The 213-nt window shown below is 34.7% G+C and carries 1 pseudogene; it reads right to left on the bottom strand.

From position 1 onward, the window contains the following. A pseudogene (locus ACRHOC_RS15855) lies at window positions 1-213 on the bottom strand (SDR family NAD-dependent epimerase/dehydratase); the annotation flags it as partial.

Raw genomic sequence — 213 nt, 5'->3', positions numbered from 1 at the left:
AACTCGTTTTGCCAATCCGAACATATTAATGGCACCCATTACTGATGTCTTTATAGTTTTTATGGGTTTGTATTGATAATGAACAGGCGATGCAGGGCAGGCCAAATTGTAGATTTCATCTACTTCTATTAAATAAGGATTAATAACATCGTGACGTATTAACTGAAAATATGGATGTTTGGTTAAGTGTAGGATATTCGCTTTTTGTCCTGT

Origin of the sequence: Winogradskyella poriferorum (genome assembly GCF_050618035.1) — a bacterium.
GTDB classification, from domain to species: domain Bacteria; phylum Bacteroidota; class Bacteroidia; order Flavobacteriales; family Flavobacteriaceae; genus Winogradskyella; species Winogradskyella poriferorum_A.
The sequence above is the reverse complement of the archived record's forward strand: the minus strand, read 5'-3'. Positions and strand labels throughout refer to the sequence as shown.